This window comes from Streptomyces sp. NPDC046887, assembly GCF_040644755.1.
GTDB lineage: Bacteria > Actinomycetota > Actinomycetes > Streptomycetales > Streptomycetaceae > Streptomyces > Streptomyces lichenis.
The window spans coordinates 99,239-122,751 of record NZ_JBEYXH010000019.1; the positions used below are offsets into that span (position 1 = coordinate 99,239).

A 23,513-nucleotide genomic window follows, 5' to 3' on the forward strand; every position below is an offset into this window, starting at 1 on the left:
GATCCGTCATGCCAGCACCGCCGCGCGGTAGGACGCGTCGGAGGCGATCAGGTCCTGGTGCCGGCCCCGCGCGCCGATCGTGCCGTCCTCGACCACCAGCACCTGGTCGGTCTCGGCGAGCAGGGCGGGGCTGGTGGTCACCAGGATGGTGGTGCGGTCCTGGCGCAGCCGCCGCAGCCGGGTCGCGATCCGCGACTCGGTGACGGTGTCGACCGCGGTGGTCGGGTCGTGCACGACCAGCACCGGGGGATCGGCGGCCAGCGCCCGGGCCAGCGCGACGCGTTGGCGCTGTCCGCCGGAGAGCGAGCGGCCCCGTTCGGTCAGCACCGTGTCCACGCCCCGGGGCAGCGCCTCGGCCACCTCGTCCGCCGCGGCCGCCGCCAGCGCCGGCCCGGTCTCCCGGTCCCCGTCGCCCTCGGCCTTCCCGGCCCGTACGTTGTCCAGCAGGCTGCCCTCGAACAGGTCGGCGTCATGGTGGGCGACCAGGACCGCCCGGCGCGCGTCCTGCGGGGCCAGGTCGGCCAGCGGGACGCCGTCCAGCTCCACCACCCCTTCGTCCGGGTCGCACTCCCGGCCCAGGCAGCGCAGCAGCTCACCGGCGGCGGCCGGGTCGCGCACCACGACGCCCACGAAGCCGCCGGGAGCGATGTCCAGGTCCAGCCCGCGCAGCGCACCCCGGGCGACCCCGCGCAGCCGGACCCGCCCGGACACCGGGTGGGGGAGCCGGGCCGTTCCGGCCGCCACGGCGGGCGGCGCCGCGAGCACCTCGGCCACCCGTTCCGCCGAGGCGCGCCCCTGGGCGAACTCGCCGTTGACATAGGTGAGGAGCTGGAAGGGTCCCAGCAGATACTGGGCGAGGCCGACGGCCGCCACCAGTTCGCCGACACTGATCGAGCCCCGCATCGCCAGATGGGCTCCGACCAGGCCGATCAGCGCGATGAAGATCCCGGTCAGCGCGAGGATCGCACCGTCGTGCCCCGCCCGGCTGCGTGCGGCGCGCAGCGCGGCCGCCAGCGACTCCCGACTGGTGCGCCGGTAGCGGGCGACGGCGGCCGCCTCGGCGCCCATCCCCTTGAGCACCCGCAGCCCCCCGACCAGGTCGGCGGCGACACCCGAGGCGTGCGCGGCACGGTCCTGCTCGACCTCGCTGCGCCGCTCCAGCGGCCGGCTGATCAGGTGTCCCACCCACAGCAGCGGCGGTACGCCGAGCAGCACCAGCAGTCCGAGCGGCACCGAGACGCGCAGCAGTGCCACCGCGCTGACGGCGAGTCCGGCGAGTGCGGAGACGGCGTACACCACCGCCGCCGCACTCGCCCCCACCCGGCTCGCGTCACCGGTGGCGACGGCGGTCAGGGCCCCGGGCAGCCGGCCGGTGTCGGCACCGCCGCGCGGGTCGAGCACCTTCGCGCCCAGGGCGAGGCGGACGCGGTGGGCGGCGTGCTCCGCGGAGCCGTCGGTGATCCTGGCGGAAGTCCGGTAGCAGGTCGACAGAACGAGGAAGAGACCGGCCAGGACGATCAGCCAGCGCACCAGGGCCCCGGCGGATCCGGTGGCCACCGCCTGGTCGATGACGACACCGATCACCACGGGCACCAGCGCCTCGCACCCCTGGTGCGCCATGCCCAGCACCGACGCCACCGCGATACGGCGCCGCTGGCCCCCGATCGCCTGGCGGAGGACATGGCGCCCCGTCGGTCCGCCGTCGAGCATGCGTGCCTCCGCGAAGGGGTCGGAAAGGGTGAGGTGAGGCTACTCTAAGGTCGCATTCCACCCGTCCGGCGTCCGGGTTGCCGCCTCACCGCCGACACCGCTGCCGCCTCACCGCCGACACCGCTGCCGTCTCACCGTCGAGACCGCTGACGACGTCACGGCCGACAGCCGCTGCCCCCCGGTCACCCCCCAGCCATCCCCCCCGGCCATCCGGAAGCGGCGCCCATGCTCACCACACGGTTGACGGGGCTTGCGGCGACCCGGGTCAGCCGGAGGTGATGTCGTGCGTGCGGGTCCAGTCGGCGGCTCGGTGGCCGAAGGCGCGGGCGGCGGCGCTCTGGTAGGTGCTCTGGCGACGGAGAAGGGTGACGGTGCGGGAGGGGAGTGCGGGGGCGAGGGGGATCGGGGTCAGATGGGGGTGGTCGTGGGTGACGGCGTCGGGCAGGACGGTGGCGAGCGGGGCGTGGGTGACGATCTGGGTGAGGGCGTTGACGGAGTCGGCCTCCACCGCGATCCGCGGCTGTACGTGGTGCTCGGCGAAGTAGCGGTCGATGTGCCGGCGGGTGGCGAAGTCGCCGCGCAGCAGCGCGAGACGGTGGCTGCCGAGTTCGGCGACGGGCAGCGGGCCGGGGCGGTGGCCGTCGGGGTGGCGGGGGCCCACGACGAGGCCGAGGGTCTCGGTGAACAGCGCGGTGGCCTCGATGCCCGGGAGATGGTCGCCGGCGAAGGCGATGCCGAGGTCGAGCCGGTCGTCCAGGAGGTCGGCCTCGATGCGGTCCTGCGTCAGCTCGCGTACGTCCAGGGTGATGCCGGGGTGCTGGGCGTGGAAGTCGGCGACGAGCGGGCCGGTGTGGTAGGCGGTGAAGGTGGGGGTGACGGCGAGGCGGAGGTGCCCGCGGGAGAGGTCCCGCACATCCAGCACCGCCCGCTCGCCCGCCGCGAGGTCCCGTAGCGCGCTCCGGGCGTAGTGCACGTAGGCGCTCCCCGCGTCGGTGAGGCGGATGGTGCGGGCCGTGCGGTCGAGGAGCTGGACCCCGAGGGCCTTCTCCAGCTGCCTGATCTGCTGGGAGAGGGTGGGCTGGGAGACGCGCAGCTCCTCGGCGGCGCGGGTGAAGTTGGCGTGCTCGGCGACTGCGAGCAGATAGCGCAGATGACGCAGTTCCGGCTTCATGCCCCGACTATAGATGAGGTCAATGGCTATCCGTGCCAGTACGTCTTGGACGCTATAGCTCCAGCTCAGGCAGAGTGAACGACGTCAGCCCATTCACCGACTGCCCGATCGAAGGGAGTGAGGGCCATGCGTCATCTCGCCCCGGGAATCGACCGCTTCCAGCAAGAGGTCTTCCCCGCCAGGGCCGGGGCCTTCGCCCACCTGGCCACCCACCACGCACCGCACACGCTGTTCATCGGCTGCTCCGACGCCCGTGTGGTGCCCGAACTGATCACCCAGAGCGATCCGGGTGAGCTGTTCGTCATCCGCACGGCCGGCAACCTCGTACCCGCCTACGCCCCCCGCCCGGACGGCATCGCGGCCAGCATCGAGTACGCGGTCGCCGCCCTGGGCGTACGGGACATCGTCGTGTGCGGGCACTCCGCCTGCGGCGCGATGACCGCCCTGGCCGAGGGCCACGACCTGGGCGCGATGCCGACGACCGCGGACTGGCTGCGCCACGCGGACGCCGCCAGGGCCCGTACCACCGCTCCCGGCGTGGATGCCCTGGTACGGAGCAACGTCCGCGCCCAGCTGGCGAACCTGGCCACCCATCCGTCGGTCGCCCGTGCCCTGGAGCAGGGCGCGGTCGGGCTGCACGGCTGGTGCTACGACATCGGCAGCGGCCGCGTGGAGGAACTCACCCCCACCCCCCAGCCGGCCGGTCACATCGCCTGACCTGCCCTCCCTCTCCATCCGGCGGCCGGGACCATCCCGGAAACCCACCGCTCCCCGCCTCGTCCGGGGGCGGCCCACCGAAAGGAAGACTCCGTCTCATGGTGCACGCCCAGTTCGACAACACCGCTCGCCAGGCCCTGGCCACCAAGGCCGTCGACGCCAAGATCCGCAAGGACCTGACCTGGCAGCAGATCGCCGACGCCGCCGGCCTGTCGGTCGCCTACGTCACCGCCGCCGTACTCGGTCAGCACCCGCTGCCCGAGGCCTCGGCCCAGGCCGTCACCGAACTCCTCGGCCTGGACGCCGACGACGCGCTGACGCTGCGGACCATCCCGACCCGCGGCTCGATCCCCGACCGCGTCCCGACCGACCCGACCATCTACCGCTTCTACGAGATGCTCCAGGTCTACGGCACCACGCTCAAGGCCCTGGTGCACGAGCAGCTGGGCGACGGCATCATCTCCGCGATCAACTTCAAGCTCGACGTGAGGAAGGTCGCCGACCCCGAGGGCGGCGAGCGCGCCATCATCACCCTGGACGGCAAGTACCTCCCCACCAAGCCCTTCTGACACACCGCGCCGGCCGGTTCGCCACCCTCGCGGAGCCGCTCCCCTCCTGACATCGAGGAGGGGGGTGGCCCCTGCTCATGCCGCGACGCATGTGTGGGCCTCGACCTGCAGGGGCAACATCCCCGCGGATGCGGGGCCGACGGCGTGGGCGCGGGGCGGCAGCGGAAACGGCGAGGAACACCCCCGCGGATGCGGGGCCGACGATCGCACGTACCTGCGCACCAGTGCCCGAACCGGAACACCCCCGCGTATGCGGGGCCGATAGATCCACGAACACCGACACCCGCTCATCCCACGGACCACCCCCGCGTATGCGGGGCCGACCTGGACGCGGTCAGCATCGCGTACGGGGAGCCGGGACCACCCCCGCGTATGCGGGGCCGACACTCGGCGCAACGTCTTTGCGACGCGGTCAACAGGACCACCCCCGCGTATGCGGGGCCGACCCGGCCCCGAGTCCACAGCATGACCAACTCGGTGGACCACCCCCGCGTATGCGGGGCCGACGATTCGACTGCTCCGGACTGGTCCAGTACAGCAGGACCACCCCCGCGTATGCGGGGCCGACGCTTACTGACCTGCAGTGTTACTGACGCCTGGGCTCGTTTTCAGTCACTGGCATTGCGTCCGCCGAGTCGATCCGGTAGTCGGCGTGTGCCTAACGGCCAGTATCGCAGCGCTCGGGTGGGAGCACACGCCTCAGCTAAGGGAGCGCTGTAGCCCCCTCGCCGGTCCGGCGGGCGGTCTCAGGGACCCGGGCGGTCGGGGGAGTCGCTTCGGAGGCCGGCGTCCCGGGCCAGCAGCGCGGCCTGCACGCGGTTCTCGCAGTCCAGCTTGGCCAGGATGCGGCTGACGTAGGACTTGACCGTGCCCTCGCTCATATGGATCCGGCGGCCGACGTCCGCGTTGGACAGCCCCTCCCCGAGCAGGGCGAGCACCTCCCGCTCGCGGTCGCTCAGCCGCCCGAGCAGGGCGCGGGCCCGTTCGGCGCGGCGCGCGGTGTCGCCGGAGGCCAGCAGGTCCACGACCTGGCGGGTGGTGGCGGGGGAGAGGTACGCCTCGCCGGCCGCCGCGGCCTGCACGGCGCGGATCAGGTCCGGGGGTGCGGAGTCCTTGAGGAGGAAGCCCGCGCCGCCCTCGCTCAGCGCGCGCAGGACGTTCCGCTGCTCTCCGAACGTGGTGAGGATGAGCACCCGTACGTCGGGGGCGGTGCGGCGCAGTTCGGCCAGGGCGCTCAGGCCGTCCATGACCGGCATCTGGATGTCCAGCAGGGCGACGTCCACCCGCAGTTCGCGGGCCAGGTCCACCGCCTCGCGGCCGTTCGCCGCCTCCGCGACGACGTCGATCTCGTCGCAGGAGGAGAGGATCATCCGGATTCCGGCTCGGATGAGCGGCTCGTCGTCGGTGACGAGGACCCTGATCACGGCTCTCCCGCGTGGTTCGGTGCGGCTCGGTACGGACGGCGGCGCCGTCCGTACGGGAGCCCGCCCCCGACCTGGCGGGCAGGCTCCCGTAAGCACTCACAGTTTAGCTTCGAAGGCCTTCTTCTCGATCAGCTGGCCGTCCTTGAAGCAGAACCGGAAGACCGGGGACTTGCTCCAGCTGCTCCCCTCCTCCGTGGAGTTCAGGCTGAGGCACGTCGACCCGGCGGGTTGGGGAGGCGCCCCCTCGTCCAGGCCGACGGTCAGGAACGACTTCCCGTCCGGCAGCTTGCCGCGCACCTCGTCCTCGGGCTCGCCGACCCGCACCGAGTCGTACTTCTCCTTGTCGATCATGGCCTTGTCCGCCTCGCCGCTGAAGTAGACGAATCCCACGACCGCGGCGAACCCCACCAGCAGCACGGCCAGTACGGCCACACCGCAGCCTATGGCCACCCCACTCCTACGGCTGCTCCTGCGCATCACCCGGGTCACTTCCCTCGACATCTGGTCCCAGTCGCTGACCGGCCCAGCCTCGCCGGGCGGGACCGTCCGGGGCTGCTCGCGAAGGTCGTCCGCCGCGTGGACGAAAGTCGTGGCGGCGGCCCCCGCCGGATCCGTGGGGCCGTGCTCGGGCGCCGGGGCGTAGGGCAGGACGCCCGCCACCCGGAAGCCGCCCTCCGCGGTGGGCTCGGCGCGCACCATGCCGCCGGCGAGCCGGGCCCGCTCCACCAGCCCGGTCAGCCCCCGCCCGCCGCTCACCGCCCGGACGGCTCCGCCGGGGCCCGCCGTCCGCGGCTCGGGACCGTTGACGACCGCCACCACCAGCGCGTCCGGTTCATGGCGCAGCTCCACGGTGATCGCGGCGCCGGGAGCGTGCTTGTGGGCGTTGGTCAGCCCCTCCTGGACCACGCGGTACGCCGCGTGGCCGGCGGCCGGGGGGAGCGGGCGCGGACCGCCGTACCGGCGCAGCACCACCGTGGCACCGGCGTCCCGGGACGCCTCCACCAGCCGCTCGATCCCCGCCACCCCGGGCGCGGACGTATCGGCCCCCGGGTGACCGGCGGCCTCCGGTGCGGCGGACGGCTGCGGGGAGTCGTCGCCCCCGGCCGCTTCGGCGTCCTCCCGCAGCAGCCCCACCACCTCCCGCAGTTCGCGCATGGCGGCCACCGAGGCCTCCCGCAGCACCCCCGCCGTCCGGCGCTGGCGCTCGGTCGCCTCGCGGTCCACCTCCAGCGCTCCGGCCTGCACCGAGATCAGCACCAATTGGTGGCCCAGGCTGTCGTGCATGTCCCGGGCGATGCGCTGCCGCTCCCGCAGCCGGGCCTGGTCGGCCAGCATCCTGCTCTCGCGCAGGAGCTGCTCGTGGTACTCCCGCAGGGTGCCGGTCAGCGCACGGCGCTGCGACCAGTGGCGTCCGGCCAGACCGGGGACCACGACCACCGCCAGGGTGACGAGGAGGGTGAACACGCCGTACGAGACGGAAGGGCGCGGGAACTGCTCCAGCAGGCCGTCGGCGACGCTGACCACGCAGGCCGCGGCGAAGACGCCCAGGGTCCGCCCCGCCCGTTCGACGCGCCGCCCGGCCGACCAGGCGACGACGGGGAGCAGTACGGCGAGCCCGTCCAGGAGCAGGCTTCCGGTGACGACCGCGAGCAGCACCGTCGCGGGCAGGAAGCGGCGCAGCACCGACAGCGTCCCCGCCGCCAGCCCCACGGCGACGGCCCGGGCGGTGCCGCCGTCCGCCCCGAGGTCCAGCCCGGCCGCCGGCAGCCCCAGCCCCACGGCCAGCAGCGCTTCCCCCGCCATCCGCCGCACGGACCACATCCCGGGGCGGGCGAGGTGCCGGCCCGGGGCGGTCAGCCACCGGTGTACGGAAGGCATCCGCCGGACCGGGGGCCGGTCGGTCGGTGGTACGGGGTGTGCGCGGCGCGTACGAGTCACACGGCCACGCTAGAGGCCCCGTGCCGCCCGCCACATCGGCCGTCCGTCGCGACCGGCGACGACGAAAGTCACCCCGGGGAGGGGGGAGGACGAGCTGATGTCCCTGGCGGACAAGCGCCATGGCGCCGGGCCTGTTGTGACCCATGTCACCGGGCGGCCGGGCGAGAGGAGCGGCTGGACCCGCAACCCCGGCCTCGTCCGCACGTCTGTCGCTGTGACAGCGCCTCCCCGGAGGCCGCGGCCCCGCGGCCAGGTGAAGGGGACGTCATGTCCCGTCATCACAGCGGTCCTTGGGCACGCTCCCCGTACTCCCACACGACAGGCCCACTCCATGAAGATCACTGCCCGGTTGACCGTCCTCGTCTGCGCCCTCGGGCTCTGCGTCCCCGCCGTCCCGGCGTACGCCGCCCCCCTCGCCCCATCCGGATCCCGCCCCGTCGCCCCGGCCGCCGCCGACACCGTCCGGACGGCCCGCTACCACCTCGGCGACCAGGCGTTCCAGCCCCCGGCCTCACTCGGCTACGTGGGCCGCGCCGAACTGGCGGCCGACGTCTACTACCCCGCCCGTCTGGGCACCGGCCGCCACCCGCTGGTCGTCATGCAGCACGGCCACTGGGAGACCTGTGCCGACGCCAAGGCCGCGGCCGAGAACGCCGCCGCGCTCACGGCCCGCGACCGCGCCCTGGAACAGGGTGACGAGGCCGAGGCCGCCCGTCAGCAGGCGATCATCGAGCGGACGGCGGCGCGGCTGTGGGCCTGGCCCTGCGCGCCCGGTACCGCCCCGATCCCCAGCAGCGCCGGTTACGACTATCTGGCGCGCGAACTGGCCCGCCGGGGGTTCGTGGTCGTCTCGGTGGGGGCCAACGGCATCAACGCTACCGACTCCGGACAGGCCGACACCGTCTACCAGGCTCGCGCCGCCCTTCTCGACCGGCACCTGCGGATGTGGCAGACGCTCGCCCGCTCGGGCACCGGCCCGCTGCGCGGCGCCCTCACCGACACACGCACCGGAGCCCCGGTCGCGGACGGCTTCCGCGGCACGGTGGACATGGGCCGGGTCGGCCTCCTCGGCCACTCCATGGGAGGCGGCGGCGTCATGCAGGAGGTCGCCGACCCCTCGCGCGCCGACTGGCCGGCCGGGGTCGGCATCAAGGCCGCCTTCGCCCTCGCCCCCACCGGCACCTGGGACGAGCAACCGGTCACCCGGACACCGTTCGCCGTGATGTGGGGCACCTGCGACCAGGTCAACACCGGTCGGTACTTCGAGCACAACCGCGCCGCCAACCGGGCACCCATCTTCAACTACACCCTCACCGGCGGCAATCACAACTTCTACAACCGCCAGTGGTCCCCCAGCAGCGGTCAGGTCGCCTCCCGCGACGACGCCCTGCCGGGAACCGCGCCCGGCACCTGCCAGTCCCAGTACGCGGGCACCGACCACCCCCAGCAGGACCAGCCGCGGCTGGCCGAGCGCACACAGCGGCAGATCACCGTCAACCGGGTGACCGCCTTCTTCGAACGCTTCCTCCAGGACCGCACCGACCGCCACCCCCTGCTCACCGGCGCGCGGCCCTTCCCCGGGGAGCCGGCCTCCACCGTCACCACCGAGTACGACGCGGGCCGGTAGCGGTCACCCCGGGTCGCCGCCCCACCGCCGAGGGCGGGCGGGGCGGCGACCCTGGAGGATTCAGCTCCCCGTGCCGGGGGCGCCCGCCCACGCGGTCAGGGCCCGGGTGCGCTCGGCCCGCCGCACGGCCGTGTCACCGGTCCGGCTCGCCCAGGCGACATGGCCGTCGGGGCGCACCAGGATCTCGGCCGCGCCCGCCAGTTCGCGGTGGGGGTCCCACTCGGTCACCGTCACGGCCTCGACGCGCCCGCTCCACCCGGCCTGGACGGCGGGTGGCAGCGCCTCGTCCCCGGCGAAGTCCAGCAGCAGGAAGCGGCCGCGGTCGGCCAGTTCGTAGACCCGCCGGGCGGATGATCCCGCGGCGGTGAGGCCGACGTCGGGCATCCGCCGCCCCTCCAGCGGGTCGGCGTCCGGGTAGCGGGCGGGGTAGGCGGTGCCGAGGGCGGACACCTGGGCGGCCAGGTTCCGGTTGATCTGGGCGACGCCCAGGAACCCGTCGAGCATCCGGCGCAGCGCGGCGGCGGGCCCCGCGTACTGCGGGACGAGGAGCAGTTCCGCCAGCAGGGTCTGGACCTCGGTGTTCTCCACGACCGCCGCGCCGACCGGCCGGCGCTCGGCGTCGTAGCCGTCGAGCAGCCCGGGCGGCGCCCAGCCGTTGATCTCGGCCGCCAGCCGCCAGCCCAGGTTGGCGGCGTCCTGCAACCCGGTGTTGAGGCCCTGCCCGCCCGCGGGGAAGTGGATATGGGCGGCGTCGCCCGCCAGCAGGATCCGGCCCGCGCGGTACCGCTCGGCGACGCGGCTGGCGTTGCCGAAGCGGGAGAGCCATCGCGGTCGGCCGACCCCGCAGTCGGAGCCGCAGATGTCCGTCAGCGAGGTCCGGAACTCCTCCAGCGTCACCGGCTCCCGGGAGGGGACGCGCATCCGCGCGGGGTCGAGGTAGACGAGCCGGGTGGCCCCGTCCTCCAGCGGCGCGACCAGCACACCGCGGGCCTGCGCGCGCTGGAGCCCGGGATCGGCCCGGTCCAGGGACTCGAAGTCGCCGAGGACACCGGTCAGCGTCTCGTCCGTGCCCGGGAAGTCGATCCCCGCGGCCGTGCGCACCAGGCTGCGCCCGCCGTCGCACCCCACCGCGTACCCCGCCCGGAGGGTCCGCCGTCCGCCGGGGCCGTGGATGTCCACCTCCACCCCGTCGGCGTCCTGGCGCACGCCGACGGTCTCGTGCCCCCGCAGGATCTCGACACCGAGCTCCCCGGCCCGCTCGGCCAGCAGGGCCTCGGTACGGGCCTGGGCGATGAACAGGGTGTAGGCGTGCCGGCTGTCGAGGGCGGTGAAGTCCAGCCGGGTCCTCAGGCCCGCGAAGTGCCAGCCCGGCATGGTGGTGCCGGCCGCGAGGAAGCGGGGGGCCAGCCCCCGCAGGTCCATCAGCTCGACGCTGCGCGGATGCAGCGTCAGGGCCCGGGAGTCGCGCTGCGGTTCCGGGCGGCGCTCGACGATCAGCGGCCGGACACCGGCCAGCGCCAGCTCGCAGGCGAGCATCAGCCCGGTCGGACCCGCTCCGACGACGATCACATCCGTGGTCACATCTTCCTCCACCCTAGTGAACAGCGTTCACGTGAACGCTGTTCACTATAGTGGCCGCCCGGAGTGACCCGTCAATTCCCGCCGGGTCCAGGGCCCGCTCAGGCGCACGGGAGCCCTGTCCGGCCGATCGCGGACAGGGCTCACCCTCGGGCCCTGTCCGTGTGGCGCGGACAGGGCCCGCTCTCAGGCGGCGCCGGCCTTCGCGGCGCCGGCGTCGTCGGCCGCCTGGGCGGTGGCGGGTCGCGGGGCGCGAAGGAGGGGGATCGTCGCGCACGCGGCGAGCAGGGACGCCGCGGCGACCGCGTACCAGCCGTGCCGGAAGGCGGTGACCACGTCTCCGGGGGCCGGGGTGCCGAGGATGCCGACCAGGATCGCGACGCCCAGGACCGCGCCGATCTGGCGGCCCATCGAGGTGATGGCCGAGCCGGTGGCGAAGCGGGCCGGTGGCAGGGCGGCCGCCGACGCCCCGGTCAGCACCGGGAGCGTCAGGCCGACGCCGAGGCCGGTCAGCACCATGCCGGGCATGAGTGAGGCCGCGTAGGAGGAGTCGGTGTCCAGTGCCCCGGCCCACCACAGGATGCCGGCCGCGAACAGCACGCTGCCCGCCAGTGCGACGCGGCCCGTACCGTATCGGGCGACGACGGGTCCGATCAGCAAGGCGACCGCCGGCACCAGCAGGGGGCCCGGTGCGATGGCGAGGCCGGTGCGCAGAGCCGAGTAGCCCCACACGCCCTGGCACCACAGCACCGCGCCGAGCAGCATGCCGGCGAAGGCGACGGTGAACAGCGTCAGGGCGGTCGCGGCGGAGGCGAACGCGGGGACGCGCAGCAGCGGCAGCTCCACGATCGGTACGGGGTGGCGGGCCGAGCGCAGCACGAACCAGGCGCCGAGCAGTACCGCGGCGGCCAGGCCGCCCAGGGTGCCGGCGCTGGTCCACCCCCACTCGGGAGCCTTCACCAGGCCGAGCGCCAGCGTGGCGATCGATCCGGTGAGGAGGACGGCACCGAACAGGTCGGGCAGCGGGCTCTTGCGCGCCCCGGCGCGTCCGGGTGACGGCAGCGCCTTGAGGCCGAGCGCGAACGCCGCGATCCCCACCGGCACGTTGACCAGGAACACCCAGCGCCAGCCGACCTCGACCAGCAGCCCGCCGGCCACCGGCCCGAGTCCGGCGGCTATCCCGCCGATCGACGCCCAGGCCCGTACCGCCCCGGCGCGTCTCTCCGGCGCCGTCGTGGCGAGCAGCAGCGCGAGCGATGTCGGCATCACCAGCGCCGCGCCGACGGCCTGCGCGAGCCGCGCCGCGACCAGCGTCCCGACGTTCGGAGCGAGCGCGCAGCCGACCGAGGCGAGGGTGAACACCGCCAGTCCGGCCAGGAAGACCGGCTTGTGGCCGGAGCGGTCGGCGACGCGCCCGGCGACCACGAGGAGCGCCGCGAAGACGATGGCGTAGCCGTTGAGGACCCAGGAGAGGGAGCCGAGGTCGCTGCCGCCGAACGAGTCGCCGATCTCCGGGAGGGCCACATTGACGATGAAGAGGTCGAGGTTCGCCATGAAGACCGAGGCCGCGACCGTCGCGAACACGGCACGGGACGCCCTTGGTGAGTTTGAAAGTCCAACTGTCATGAGGCGGACAGTAGGGTATGTAGGTTTGAAAACACAACGCACTCGGGAGAGGATGAGGGCGTGACCACCTCGAACGTGAAGCAGGGCGAGAACGCGGTTCCGCACCCCGATGTGCCCGGCCGGCCGTGCTCCGTGGCCGCCGCGCTGCAACTGGTCGGCGAGCGCTGGGCCCTGCTGGCGATCCGCGAGATCTTCTACGGCAACCGGCGCTTCGGCCGGATCGTCCGCAACACCGGCGCGCCCCGCGACCGCCTCGCCGCCAGACTGCGCGCGATGGAGGAGGCGGGCCTGGTGGAGCGCCGCGCGTACAGCGAGCGCCCCCCGCGCTTCGAGTACCACCTCACCGAGGCCGGCCGCGATCTCGCACCGGTGATGCGTGCGCTGCTGACCTGGGGCGACCGCTGGGCGGTGGACGCTCCGCCGGTCGCCTTCCGGCACCGCGGCGGGCCCGGCTCCGCGCACCACGCCGAGCATGACCTCGATCCGATGTCGACCTGCCGGACCTGCGGTGAGGAGATCGGGTCGGCGGGCCTCACCATCGATGTACGGGCGCCCGGCTGGGACCAGGCCGGGCCGACCGAGGGCCCCTGAACGCGGAGGGAACGGCCGCTGGGCCTTGGCGCGATCCCGGCGGCGTCCGCCCTCTTCGTGTCGCGGCGGTCAGTCCTCGTCCGCGCTGGTCAAGGCGTCGCTGATCAGACGGGTGGCGAAGGCCTTGTCGTCGGTGAGGCGGTTGATGTGCTCCGCCAGCAGGAAGACGGTGACCTCCAGGGGCGTCATCTCCGCCTCGGTCCAGTAACCGTACTGCTTGCGCCAGAGATTGGGGCTCAGCCCGGTGCCCGCGGCGACGAGCAGTCCGGTCATGGTGGGGATGGTCTCGGGCTTGACGCTCATGGGCATCATCCGCATCGTGGCCACCAGGTTGGGCACCACACAGGCGATGACATCCTCGTCATGGTCCTCGTACGCCATCCGCAGCCACTTCATATACAGGAAGATGAGGGTGCAGGCGCCGTCCAGGACGGCATCGGCCCCCTTGGAGTCAAGGGATTCGGTGAGCTGCTCGATCAGCGCCTCCTGTTCGGCGCTGGTCTCGGTCTTGCCGTCGTAGATGGCCGTGAGCCGGGAATCGATCATCATCAGGGCTGCCCCCACATCGCCGACGGGGGCGTGCGCGGGATCACAGGGGGATGACACAGGGCTCCTCCTTCTCCGACCGCGGCGAGTGACGCGGCGTGTCCGTACAGTAGACCGCCGACCCGTCGGCAGTCCGGCGAAGTCGGCTACTGACGGCTACCGGATGGTGGCTGTTCGAATCTGGCGGTGCGTCGGCGGACGCGGTCGGTCAACTCGTCGTGGGGGAGGGGGAGAAGGGGGCGCCTGCGGTGAACGCGAGCCGCGCGAAGTTCTCGCCGATGCGGCGGTGGGTCGCGGGGTCGGGGTGGAGCCCGTCGGGCAGCGGCAGTTCGGCGTAGTCCTGCTCGCCGTACAGCTCACGGCCGTCGAGGTAGTGCAGGTAGGGGTCTTCGGCCGCCCGCTGCTCGACGATCCGGGCCAGTTCCGCGCGGATGACCTGGAGCGTCAGACGGCCGGCGGCGCGTTCGGCGGGGTCGCCGGTGGCCCTGAACCGCAGGGCGCCGGTGGAGAAGTCGGGCGCGAGCGGGCCGGGGGTGTCCTCGTGTACCGGGCACAGGATCGGGGACACGACCAGGAGCGGTACCGCCGGATGCCCCTCGCGGATGGTGTCCAGGAAACCGTGCACCGCCGGGGTGAAGGCGCGCAGGCGCATCACATCGGCGTTGACGATATTGATGCCGATCTTGACGCTGATCAGGTCCGCGGGGGTGTCCCGGATCGCCCGGGCGGTGAACGGGTCGAGCAGCGCACCGCCGCCGAACCCCAGGTTGATCAGCTCCACATGGCCCCGGGCGGCGGCCAGCGCCGGCCAGATGGCGCTCGGATGGGCGGCGTTGGAGCCATGGCTGATCGAACTGCCGTGGTGCAGCCACACCCTGCGCCCGCTGTCCGGGGCCGCCTGGACCGGAGCATCGGTGCGCAGGGCGATCAACTCGGTGGTCTCCGTATGCGGCAGCCAGATCTCGACCTGCTTGTCGTATGGCGGGAGACCGGTGAACCGGGCGGTGCCGGGCGGGCCTTCGCTCAGTTCGGCGGTCTGGGTGGCCAGGTCGGTGACCGTACGGAGGTTGCCGCCGGCCACGGTGGCCTGGGCGGTGAGCCGGCCGTCGACCAGCAGGTCGTACACCCCGTCGGGCGGAGGCGGGAAACCCCGGTAGGCCCGCTTGGTGGGCAGGGTGTCCAGCTCGACGGTGGTCGCCCGGGTGCGGAAGACCAGCCGTACGCCGGAGGGCTGGGCCTCAGCCATGGCCAGCAGGCCGTCCGGGATCTGCCGGCGCGCCCACGCGGGCAGCCGGTGCGGCAGCAGACCGTGCGGGGTCGTCTCCAGGTCGAGGAAGCCGCGCAGGAGGTCGGCGGTGAGGGGCGTGGTGAGGTGGGTGGTGGTCCGGTGGCGCTGGTGTTCCTGCTCGGTGTTCATGGGTCCCGCCTGTTGCCGTCGGTGGGAGCTTGACTGGTACGGCAGAAGGCTACACGTAATGCGACTTCACCTAAAGGCTTTAGGTTGTGGGCGTGGCCGGTACCACCGCGGCCGGTACGGCGAAGCCGCGGTCGGGGATGGCCAGATAGCGCTGGTTGAAGCGGACGCACGGCTCGATGAGCAGGTCCACGAAGACCAGGAACACCACCGTGCCGATGCCGACCGGGCCGCCCAGCAGCCATCCGGAGAGCAGGAGCGCGCCCTCGATCAGGCCCTTTCCGCACCAGAAGGGCCACTTCCAGCGCTGCCGTACGGTGATGGCGACCAGGTCGATGGCACGGATGCCGAAGCCGCTCATGATGATCAGCGCCGAGGCGTACGCGCAGAGCAGCGCCCCGAGCAGCACCAGTGGGTAGCCGCCGAGACGCAGGTAGCCGGCGAGTCCGGCCCACTGCTGGAGGTCGATCAGGGTGCCGCAGAGGAAGAAGGTCAGGAACGGCGAGAGCACCGGGCGCCGCCGGTTCCACGCGGCCCAGATGCCGATGCACACGATGGCCACGGCCGCCTGGCAGAGGCCGATGGTCAGCGGGAGGTGTTCCAGGACTCCCAGCGCGAACACATCCAGCGGGTCGGTCCCCAGACGGGACTGGATGAAGAAGTGGGCGCCCGTCGAGAACAGCAGGCAGCCGGAGAGGTAGACGAGCGCCGGATGCCGGACTCTGCCGACGGGCGGTGCGCTCGGGTGCTGGTCGCCGGGTATGGGGCCGTCCGTTCCGGTCATGTGGTCCTCCGGGTGGGGAGAAGGGGGAAAGGGGGACGGGGGCGGTCTCAGTAGACGCTCAGCCAGCGGCCGGGGCGGGGCGCGTCGTCCACGGGGACAAGGGCGGGGCGGAAGTGGAGCCCGTAGACGAAGCCCGTCGTCTCGGAGGTGACGGTGAGGGAGAGCGGGTCGGCGCGCTCGACGCGGGTGTGCGCGCCGAACGCCATCGCGAAGAGCCGGGACAGTCCGCACTGCCAGGAGCGGGCCGCGGCCAGGTGCTCGTCCGAGTCGGGGCCGAAGAAGTGGGCCAGCCGCTCGCAGTGGCGGCTCGCGGCGGTGATGGTGTCGGTGGCCTCCCGGGTCACCGACAACTCGTGCGCGGGGGGCCGGTGGTCCTTGCGGGGGTGGGGCGGTGCGGTGATGCCGGGGTCGGGGTAGCGGGCGGGCATCACCCTGCGCAGTTCCAGGGCGGCGTGCACCCCCGCGCCGAACGCCTCGGCGCGGGCGATGCAGCGCTCCGCGATCGCCAGCCACTGGGCCTCCGGGATGGCGAACCGGGCGCTGCCCCTGTGGTCCGCCAGGGGTGGCCGGGGGTGGTCGCCGAGTGCGGTGTAGAGGGCGTACGCGGTGGCCGGGACGAGCCCGCCGGCGGTGCCCACCGCCTCGATGGCGGCGGCGATCGCGGCCATCTCGCCGTCGGTCAGGGCCCGGTGCACGCGACCGGCCAACTCGGTGTCGGACATGTGCGACGGCCTCCTCGGCGAAGCTGACGGGCGTCGGGCACACAGCGCGCGGCCCGGCTCCCCGCGGGTGGAGCCGAGCCGTCGGGGCCGTCGCGGGCGGTGGTGTCAGCCGACGGCCTGGTAGGCGAGGACGCCGCCGAAGAAGATGACGCCCACGCCGGCGAGCAGGTCGACCCCTTGCAGCATCCGGGAGGTGAACCAGCGCCGGAACAGCATCACGGAGACGCTCAGGGTGGTGAACCACAGCAGGGTGCCGCAGCCGACGCCGATGAGCATGCCCAGCGAGGCGGAGAGCGTCCCGGTGAGGTTGGCCGCGGTGGCCGCGGCGAAGGCCGCGGCCCAGTAGCCGATCGTCGCCGGGTTGGCCGCCGTCGCGGTGAGCGCGGTACGGAAGGCCGCCCACGGCAGCACCGTCTCGCCCTCGGTGTCGATGGCCCCCCTGGCCTGGAAGGCGGACCGCAGGGAGCGGACGCCCAGGTAGACCATGACCACGGCTCCGGCGAGCCCGAGCGCCGTCCGCAGCACCTGGACGTCCAGCAGCCTGCCGACGCCCGCCAGGCCCAGCCCCGCGTACAGCATGTCGATCGCGGTCGCGCCGAGCCCGATGGCGAATCCGCACAGGAAGCCGTTGCGCAGCACGCTGCGCACGCACAGCAGTCCGATCGGACCGAGCGGGAGGGCCACCAGGAATCCGAGGCCCAGGCCGGCGCTCCAGGCCGGAAGCACGTTCACCGCGGAGCCTCCGCCCGTGCGGTGGTCCGCCCGCATTCCGGTACCCGCCGGTATCCCGGTGCCCACCCGCATTCCGGGAAGAGAAACCGCACCAATTCCCCCGCCTTTCACGGCATATCCCGTCGATCAGCCCATGCGGCTCATTCGACGAGTTCGGATATGCCGAAGCGTACCTCATCGGCTTCCGCCGGACTGAGGTCCTCGGGTGCGTAGAACATCTCGTAGACGTTGGTGGAGAGGAGCTGTCCGGCCCGGGTCAGGGAATAGACGTCGTCCCCCCGCTTTTCCAGCCACCCCTTGTCGAGAAGCTGTTCGAGCTCGTCGCCGAAGACGTCCTCCATGGTGACGCCGAAGCGGTCCGTGAAGTCCTGGCGGTAGATCTCGCACATCTTCAGACCGCGGATCATCACCCGCCGCATCTCCTGGTCCTTGGTGAGATACGTGGCGAAATCCAGAGGGATTCTCCCCTCATTCACCATCTCGTAGTACTGCCGGAGCGGTTTGACGTTCACAAAGAGCCGGTCATGGATGACGCTCTTCGAGGACACGCCGAACCCGATCATCGGCCAGGTGCGCCAGTAGTACTCCAGGAACCGCGAGTAGTCCGGGCAGCGGTCGGGGTGGTAGTACCCGGTCGAGCTGCGCCGTTCGAAGCCGGCCGCCTCCAGTGCGTCGATGGCGTACTCGTACATCCGCGCCTCGTCCTCGGGCGTCGGGAGCGCCATCTTCCCGGAGGTGATCAGCGAGTGGAAGGCCGTCTTCGGCCAGATCTCCAGACCGTACGCGGTGATGCAGGCGGGCTCCAGCTCGATCGCCCGGTCCACGCTGTGCTTCCAGTCGTCCAGCGACTGGTCCGGCAGCGGGAAGATCAGGTCGATGTTGGTGTGGGTGAAGCCGCCGTCCACGATGGTCCGGTAGGCGCGCTCCGCGGTGGCCAGGTCGTGCGAGCGGTTGCAGATCCGCAGCAGCCGGTCGTCGAAGGCCTGGATACCGAGGTTGAGCCGGTTGAAGCCGGCCTCCCGCATCCGGGCGATCTTCCGCGCGTCCACCGTCGACGGGTCGAACTCCAGGGCGATCTCCACGCCCTCGTTGAACTCGAAGGACTCCCGGCACACGTCGAGCAGCCGGGCCGTCTGGTCGCCGGTCAGGATTCCCGGCGTACCGCCGCCGAAATAGACGGCGTCCACCCGGAACCCGGGGAAGGTGCGATTGGCGGCGAACGCGCGGATCTCCTTCTCCAGGGCGTCGACGTACTGGGCGAAGTGCTGCTCGTTCTTGTTGATGTAGACCGTGTAGTCGCAGAACCCGCACTTGGTGATGCAGAACGGCACATGCAGGTACAGCACCGCGTTCTCGGCGCGGAAGTAGTCGTCGTAGTCGTGCTTGCGGTACTTGAAGGGGTACGTGTGGATGTTGCGGCGGACGATCTTGTCGGCCATCTGGCTACTGCTCCTTGTCGAGGGCGGAAGCGGTCAGCAGAGCACCTGGAAGGCCCCGTAGTCGGTGGAGAGGTCGAGCGCGGGGCGGCCGTTGGGGACGACCGGGCGGCCGCAGGAGACGAACAGGTCGTCGTACCGGTCGCGGGACTGGCCGCGGTAGCCGGCCTGGGACCTGGCCAGCATCTTCAGGACCTCCTCGGCCAGCATCAACTGGTACTGGCACGACTCGTCGTTGAGCTCGTTGACGTCCCCCGAGGCCACATGGTTCTCCTGGCGGCAGCCCCCGCCGCACAGATAGCGGGCCCAGCACGCGCCGCACACCGGGTGCTCGTCCACGGTCCGCCGCCACTCGGGGTGCTCCCGGGTGAGGCCGTCGGCGCCGGTGCCCACATCGAAGCTCTCGTCGCCGACCAGGCGGTGGCAGGGGCTGATGCTGCCGTCGGGGGAGTGCGTGTAGTACGTCCGGCCGCCGGAGCAGAAGGCGAGGGCGGTCGCCCCCTCGGTGACCATCTGCACCGTCCGCTCGTACTCCAGCACCCCCTTGAAGCGGTTGCCGGGGTCGAACAGCCTCGGGTAGTGGACCAGGAAGTCCTTGAACTGCTCCACGATGCCCGGCTGGAGGAAGTGGTTGATGTACTGGATGCCCTGCGGCTCGGACAGCTTGCGGTCCCCCAGGGTGAGCGCGATGGGGACCTTGGTGCCCGTCTCCACCGGGTAGACGCCCGGGTAGATCTGGAAGTAGTCGAACAGGTCCAGCTCCCACAGGTCGAGCACGCTGTCCTTGAGGCAGGGCTCGGCGGTGGCGATGGTCATCCGGGCGACCAGGGTGATGTCGTCGCCGCAGGCCTCCCGCAGCCGCCGCAGGTTGCGGATGATCCGGTCGTAGGACCCCTTGCCGTTCTTCGACGGCCGGTTGGCGTCCTGCACCTCCCGGCCGCCGTCGATCGAGACCGACACGATGAAGCGGTAGGCGCGGAACAGCTCCTCGATCCCCTGGGGCATGAGGGTGAGATTGGTCGAGATCCGGTGCACGAACTCCGTGCCGTCCCGCTCGCGGATGCCCCGAGCCCGCTCGCAGATCTTCTCGATGACGGCGAAGTTGGCCAGCGGCTCACCGCCGAAGAACTCGAAGCGGACCCGCTGACCGGGGGCCGCGTTCTTCTCGATGAAGTCGAAGATCCAGGCGATGGAGTGCTCCCCCATCGCCTCGGTGATCCGGCCGTAGTCCCCGCCCTCGGCGAAGCAGTAGGTGCAGGCCAGATTGCAGACGTTGGTCAGGTTGACGTTGACCGCGAAGTCCGACCCGTCGGACAGCGCGCTCCCGGCCAGCCGGGAGCGGTTGGCCTCGTCCGCGAAGCCGGCGGTGGCGCGCAGCCGCTCCCAGGCCTGCCGCTCCTCCGGCAGCAGCTGGTCCACCCCGGACTCCAGCCGCCGGGCGGTGCCGGCCGGGGCCAGCAGCAGCCGGTGGTTGCCGGTGATGAGCACGGCCGCGGTGTCCTCGCTGAACGGCAGCACCCGGTAGTCGGTTCCGTGTTTCATGGCAGCTCTCCCTTGGGTCGGGCGCCGGCTCGTTCAGCGCCGGGTGCCGGGCTGGAAGAGGGGCAGCGGGGAGATGTCCTCGTTGAGGGTGCCGGCGGTCGCCTCGACGGTGGGGAAGTGGGCGCGGTCGAAGACCTGGTGGAGGCTGGAGGCGCACTGCCGGGGGATGGCCACCTGCACGCCCACCTCGTCGGGGGTGCTCTTGGCCGCGATATAGCGGAAGCTCTCGCGCGGGGCGAGGTCGATGACCTCCCAGCCCTGGTCCGCGGCGGGGTCGCCGTGGCGGCGGGAGTAGGCCCGGGCCGGCGCCTCGGAGGTGTTGCGCATCTGCACGTGGAGCGCCCGCACATCGCCGTGCCAGTCGAAGCCGGCGACATCGAGGTCCCCACCGGACGGGAGGTCCTGGACCCTGTTCCGGCGCCGCGCGTCCGGCAGCAGCCTGATGCCGGCGTGGCGGCCGCAGGTGGCGCAGTCGCCCCGCTCGTCCACGCCGACCAGATCGGCGTTGAGGCCGTAGCGGGTGACCTGGAGCTGCCCGCACTGGCCGCACCAGGTGTTGGTCGACTCGGTGTCGTACACGTTCCCGAGGTAGACGTGGTTCAGCCCCATGCCCAGGGCCGTCTTCCGCGCCTTCTCCAGCCGGTCGACCGGGGTGCGGATGGTGTTGGTCATCTTGTAGTCGGGGTGGAAGCGCACGAAGTGCGTGGGCACGGAGGGGTCCAGCCGCTCACCGACGAAGGTCGCCATCTCGCGGGCCGTCTTCTCGTCGTCGCTGAGATCGGTGACCATCAGGGTGGAGACCTCGACGTGCTTTCCGGCCCGGTAGACCTGTTCCGTGCCCTCCAGAACGGGCTCCAGCCACCCCTTGGTGATCTTCCGGTAGTACTTCGGGTCGAGGGATTTGATCGACACCGAGAAGATGTCGATGACCGGGATCAGTTCCTCGATCGCCTCACCGCTGATGAAGAACGCGGACTTGTAGAGGTTGACGATCCCCGCCGCCTGGGCGAGGGCGGCGGTCTCCACCACGAACTCGTGCCAGACCACCGGGTCGTTGTAGGTCCAGGAAATCACCTTGATGCCGTGCCGGACGGCGATGTCGACGACTTCCTCGGGCGTGTAGTGGTAGACGTCCTTGTCCTCCACATAACGCGCCTGCGACGTCTTCCAGTTGTGGCAGTAGTCGCAGTTGAGCATGCAGCCCACATTGCCCATGGAAAGGATCCGGGCGCCGGGCGCGTAGTGGAACACCGCCTCGGTCTCGATGGTCTCCTCGGTGGCGTGCACCGACCGCCCGTAGTTCAGGGTGACCAGGCGGCCGTCGCGGTTCGCGCGCACCATGCAGAACCCGTGCTGACCGGGCCGTATACGGCAGTTCCTCGGGCTGAGATGACATCGGACGACATCGTCGTCCAGACGCTCCTCCAACCGGGCGGGACGGGCCTCGCTGTTCCAGTCGGTCTTCGTCACGTGCGGTCCTTCCGGCGAAGGTGGGGGACGGGACGGGGGCAGTGCGCGGGCCGGTCTCCCTCAGCCGGCGGAGGCCGGGCGGGGCAGGGCGGCGACATACGCGTGGTCGGTCGCGGTGGGGCCCACCGCGGTGGCGCCGTGCGGAGTGCCGAGGCCGGTGGTGGCGGTGAAGAACTCGGCGTTGACGCGCTCGTACTCCTGCCATTCCGGCGGCAGTTCGGTGTCCCGGTGAATCGCCTCGACCGGGCAGACCGGTTCGCAGGCCGTGCAGTCGATGCATTCGTCGGGCTGAATGTAGAGGGTGCGATCACCCTCGTAGATGCAGTCCACCGGACAGACGTCCAGACAGGCTTTGTCCTTGATATCCACGCATGGTTCAGCGATCACGAAGGTCATGATTCCTCCATGGCGGTCCGTCCATGGCGGTCATCGGCCTGCTCGCGTGCTCAGGAGAACGCCGCGCAGAAAGGCACGGTGAATGATCCCACCCCGTTCGAACGGGGGTGGTGATCCATCCGGCCGATGGCTAGGCAAAGGTTAGGTGGGTGTTCGAGTCGGCGTCCAGGGGTCGTCCGTACCGGTAATCGGCCAACCCGCGGAAAGTAAGGGCCGCCTTACTTTCCCTATTCATCGGGTTGACCGGCGGATCCGGGTGGCGGGGAGATCACCTGGGGCCGAAACAATCTCCACCGGATGTCTGAAAGACAACCCCGCGGGGAGAAAGGGATCTTCCCCTCGAGCGGAAAGGGATCTTTCCTCTCGCGCGGAAGGGGATCTTCCCTCTCGTAGGAAAGGGGATCTTCCTTTCCGCAGGGATCCGCAGGGATCCGCAGGGTTCCGCAGGGGAAGGGGCCTTTCCGGGATTCACCTCTCCCGTGCCGCCCTGCGGTAGGCGCCCGGGGTCGCGCCCTCCCAGCGGCTGAACGCCCGCACCAGCACCGCCGCCCCGCTCAGTCCGGTCAGCTGCGCCACCCGGTCCAGGGTGAGGTCGGTACGGGCCAGCAGCTGGCGGGCGCGTTCATGGCGGGCCGCGTTCAGCAGGGCCCGCCAGGACGTCCCCTCCTCGTGCAGCAACCGCCGTAGCGAACGCTCGCTCAGATGCAGTGCGTCGCACAGGTCCCCGGGCCCGGTGCGTTCCAGGTCCGCGTCCGCCAGCCAGCGCCGCACCCGTTCGGGCAGGTCCGAAGGCGGCGTCAGATCCCGCAGCAGCCGCTCGGCGTGCGACCGGTGCAGGGTCGCCAGCTCCGGGTCGGGCAGCGCGCGCTCCAGGTCCAGGTCCGCGTTGTCCACGGTGAGCGCGTTCTCGGCGGCACCGAAGACGACCGGCGCGCCCACCACCTCGGTGAAGAGGGCGCCGTCCCCGCGCCCCGGGTGGCGGAACGACACCGACTCCGGCGTCCAGGAGGGGCCCGCCAGCCAGCGGGCGGAGGTCACCATGCCGATCACGATCGCCTCGATCTGCTGCGGCAGGGTGGAGTGCGCCGGCACCAACGGGCGGTACGCGATCCGGGTCGCCCGCCGGCCCCGGCGCGAGACGATCACTCCCGCCTGGCTGACCAGCGGGTGAAAGCGCTCGACCAGGGCCACCATCTCCGCCAGGCTGGCGCAGCCCACCACCAGATGGCCCAGCACATGCAGCGTCCCCGGGCCCATGCTCGCGCCCAGCGCCAGACCCACATGCGGATCGCCGTAGCCGTCGCCGGTCCCGTCGTTGCCGACGGCCTCGTCCCAGAGGGCGCGCACCTCCGCGAACGGCAGCCGCTGCGCCGAGGGCCACCGCGCCGGCGCCCCGGGGCCGCCCGTACGGGCCCCCGGCCCGCCCTCCCGCCCGCCGGTGCCGGACCCGGCGTCCACCACCGCTCTGGCGTAACTGGCCACCACGGTGGGCGGCGGCGACTCGTGCATGGCGGACATTG

At 72.1% G+C, this 23,513-nt stretch carries 20 protein-coding genes and 1 CRISPR repeat array; of the genes, 4 read left to right on the top strand and 16 right to left on the bottom strand.

Annotated elements, in window-relative coordinates; translation table 11 throughout:
• Nucleotides 1-6 precede the first annotated feature (6 nt).
• Both ABZ945_RS19180 and cynR read right to left on the bottom strand, forming a co-directional pair.
• Nucleotides 7-1,710 carry an ABC transporter ATP-binding protein gene (locus ABZ945_RS19180; RefSeq protein WP_361270678.1) on the bottom strand — a complete coding sequence of 568 codons (1,704 nt, stop codon included), beginning with the start codon at nt 1,708-1,710 and terminating at the stop codon, nt 7-9.
• 265 nt (nt 1,711-1,975) lie between these two features.
• Complete coding sequence (cynR, locus tag ABZ945_RS19185; protein ID WP_361270681.1) at nt 1,976-2,881, bottom strand: transcriptional regulator CynR; 906 nt, start codon at nt 2,879-2,881, stop codon at nt 1,976-1,978.
• A gap of 126 nt (nt 2,882-3,007) precedes the next feature.
• On the opposite strand from cynR, the gene ABZ945_RS19190 reads away from it, so the two are divergent.
• Together ABZ945_RS19190 and cynS are read left to right on the top strand one after the other, a co-directional pair.
• Nucleotides 3,008-3,598 carry a carbonic anhydrase gene (locus ABZ945_RS19190; protein WP_361270684.1) on the top strand — a complete coding sequence of 197 codons (591 nt, stop codon included), beginning with the start codon at nt 3,008-3,010 and terminating at the stop codon, nt 3,596-3,598.
• A gap of 98 nt (nt 3,599-3,696) precedes the next feature.
• The gene (cynS, locus tag ABZ945_RS19195) at nt 3,697-4,167 is read left to right on the top strand and encodes a cyanase (protein ID WP_361270687.1); all 471 of its coding nucleotides are present in this window, start codon (nt 3,697-3,699) and stop codon (nt 4,165-4,167) included.
• Between the two features lie 117 nt (nt 4,168-4,284).
• A CRISPR array of direct repeats spans nt 4,285-4,735; the repeat unit is 28 nt; unit sequence GGACCACCCCCGCGTATGCGGGGCCGAC.
• A gap of 178 nt (nt 4,736-4,913) precedes the next feature.
• On the opposite strand, the gene ABZ945_RS19200 is transcribed toward cynS, so the two are convergent.
• Nucleotides 4,914-5,591 (bottom strand): response regulator transcription factor, encoded by a 678-nt coding sequence (locus ABZ945_RS19200; RefSeq protein WP_361270690.1) that lies wholly within the window; start codon nt 5,589-5,591, stop codon nt 4,914-4,916.
• 96 nt (nt 5,592-5,687) lie between these two features.
• Complete coding sequence (locus ABZ945_RS19205; protein WP_361270693.1) at nt 5,688-7,469, bottom strand: histidine kinase; 1,782 nt, start codon at nt 7,467-7,469, stop codon at nt 5,688-5,690.
• Nucleotides 7,470-7,860: 391 nt separating this feature from the next.
• Between ABZ945_RS19205 and ABZ945_RS19210 the strand changes: the two genes are divergently transcribed.
• Nucleotides 7,861-9,156 (top strand): alpha/beta hydrolase, encoded by a 1,296-nt coding sequence (locus tag ABZ945_RS19210; protein ID WP_361270696.1) that lies wholly within the window; start codon nt 7,861-7,863, stop codon nt 9,154-9,156.
• Nucleotides 9,157-9,216: 60 nt separating this feature from the next.
• Here the strand turns inward: ABZ945_RS19210 and ABZ945_RS19215 are convergent, their stop codons facing one another.
• Together ABZ945_RS19215 and ABZ945_RS19220 are read right to left on the bottom strand one after the other, a co-directional pair.
• Entirely contained in the window at nt 9,217-10,737 is a 1,521-nt protein-coding gene (locus ABZ945_RS19215; RefSeq protein ID WP_361270699.1) for a monooxygenase, read from the bottom strand.
• A gap of 183 nt (nt 10,738-10,920) precedes the next feature.
• Nucleotides 10,921-12,318: an MFS transporter gene (locus ABZ945_RS19220; protein WP_361270702.1), complete on the bottom strand. Its 1,398-nt coding sequence runs from the start codon at nt 12,316-12,318 to the stop codon at nt 10,921-10,923.
• A 102-nt stretch (nt 12,319-12,420) separates the two neighbouring features.
• Between ABZ945_RS19220 and ABZ945_RS19225 the strand changes: the two genes are divergently transcribed.
• On the top strand, nt 12,421-12,951 hold the full coding sequence (locus tag ABZ945_RS19225; protein WP_361270705.1) for a helix-turn-helix domain-containing protein: 531 nt from the start codon (nt 12,421-12,423) through the stop codon (nt 12,949-12,951).
• A gap of 69 nt (nt 12,952-13,020) precedes the next feature.
• Here the strand turns inward: ABZ945_RS19225 and ABZ945_RS19230 are convergent, their stop codons facing one another.
• From ABZ945_RS19230 to ABZ945_RS19275, 10 genes are all read right to left on the bottom strand, one after another.
• Nucleotides 13,021-13,557: a hypothetical protein gene (locus ABZ945_RS19230; RefSeq protein ID WP_361270708.1), complete on the bottom strand. Its 537-nt coding sequence runs from the start codon at nt 13,555-13,557 to the stop codon at nt 13,021-13,023.
• Nucleotides 13,558-13,705: 148 nt separating this feature from the next.
• Complete coding sequence (locus tag ABZ945_RS19235; RefSeq protein ID WP_361270711.1) at nt 13,706-14,914, bottom strand: GDSL-type esterase/lipase family protein; 1,209 nt, start codon at nt 14,912-14,914, stop codon at nt 13,706-13,708.
• A gap of 79 nt (nt 14,915-14,993) precedes the next feature.
• Entirely contained in the window at nt 14,994-15,695 is a 702-nt protein-coding gene (locus ABZ945_RS19240) for a hypothetical protein (RefSeq protein ID WP_361270714.1), read from the bottom strand.
• 47 nt (nt 15,696-15,742) lie between these two features.
• Nucleotides 15,743-16,417, bottom strand: a complete 675-nt coding sequence (locus ABZ945_RS19245) for a hypothetical protein (RefSeq protein ID WP_361270717.1) — start codon at nt 16,415-16,417, stop codon at nt 15,743-15,745.
• Nucleotides 16,418-16,522: 105 nt separating this feature from the next.
• Complete coding sequence (locus ABZ945_RS19250) at nt 16,523-17,149, bottom strand: LysE family transporter (RefSeq protein ID WP_361270719.1); 627 nt, start codon at nt 17,147-17,149, stop codon at nt 16,523-16,525.
• Nucleotides 17,150-17,289: 140 nt separating this feature from the next.
• Nucleotides 17,290-18,588, bottom strand: coding sequence for a coproporphyrinogen-III oxidase family protein (locus ABZ945_RS19255; RefSeq protein WP_361270722.1), 1,299 nt, complete (start codon nt 18,586-18,588; stop codon nt 17,290-17,292).
• 33 nt (nt 18,589-18,621) lie between these two features.
• Nucleotides 18,622-20,127, bottom strand: coding sequence for a radical SAM protein (locus ABZ945_RS19260; protein ID WP_361270724.1), 1,506 nt, complete (start codon nt 20,125-20,127; stop codon nt 18,622-18,624).
• 33 nt (nt 20,128-20,160) lie between these two features.
• The gene (gene amrS / locus ABZ945_RS19265; RefSeq protein ID WP_361270726.1) at nt 20,161-21,597 is read right to left on the bottom strand and encodes an AmmeMemoRadiSam system radical SAM enzyme; all 1,437 of its coding nucleotides are present in this window, start codon (nt 21,595-21,597) and stop codon (nt 20,161-20,163) included.
• Between the two features lie 60 nt (nt 21,598-21,657).
• Nucleotides 21,658-21,993 (bottom strand): ferredoxin, encoded by a 336-nt coding sequence (gene fdxA / locus ABZ945_RS19270; protein ID WP_361270729.1) that lies wholly within the window; start codon nt 21,991-21,993, stop codon nt 21,658-21,660.
• A gap of 468 nt (nt 21,994-22,461) precedes the next feature.
• Complete coding sequence (locus tag ABZ945_RS19275; RefSeq protein WP_361270732.1) at nt 22,462-23,502, bottom strand: AraC family transcriptional regulator ligand-binding domain-containing protein; 1,041 nt, start codon at nt 23,500-23,502, stop codon at nt 22,462-22,464.
• Nucleotides 23,503-23,513: the final 11 nt, after the last annotated feature.